This is a genomic window from Flavobacterium riviphilum (assembly GCF_055231795.1).
In genome coordinates, this window is record NZ_JBUYSY010000048.1 from 1 (window position 1) to 624 (window position 624).

Here is a 624-nt window from a genome sequence, read left to right on the forward strand (position 1 = left end):
TGAATTGGATCAAAGCCCAAGTATCGACATCACCAAAGACGGTACGTATGTGGACAGCAACAACGATGGTATAACCAACGTAGGTGATGTTGTAAGCTACAATTTCGTGATCAAAAACACTGGAAATGTAACGTTGACCAACATCACGGTAGCTGATAACAACGCTACGATCACAGGAGGTCCAATTGCATCTTTAGCACCAGGCGCTTCAGATACTACTACCTTCTCTGGTACACATGTGATTACACAAGAAGATATCAATGCAGGCTATGTGTACAACTTGGCAACTGCAACAGGTAAAGATCCAAAAGGAAATAACATAACCGATACTTCTTCTGATCCGACACCATGTGCAAGTTGTCCAAAAGATCCAGAATGTACAGATTGTACTATTACCGAATTGGATCAAAAACCAAGCATCGACATCACAAAAGATGGTACCTATGTGGACAGCAACAACGATGGTATTACCAATGTGGGTGACGTTGTAAGCTACAATTTCGTGATCAAAAACACTGGAAATGTAACGTTGACTAACATCACAGTAACTGACAATAATGCTACTATTACAGGAGGTTCAATAGCATCTTTAGCACCAGGTGCTTCAGATACGACTACTTTCTC

At 41.0% G+C, this 624-nt stretch carries 1 protein-coding gene; it reads left to right on the forward strand.

The features are described 5' to 3' along the window. Window positions 1–624 (forward strand): DUF7507 domain-containing protein (locus ACZIX2_RS14240; protein WP_463340760.1); only part of this gene is annotated, 624 nt, incomplete at both ends.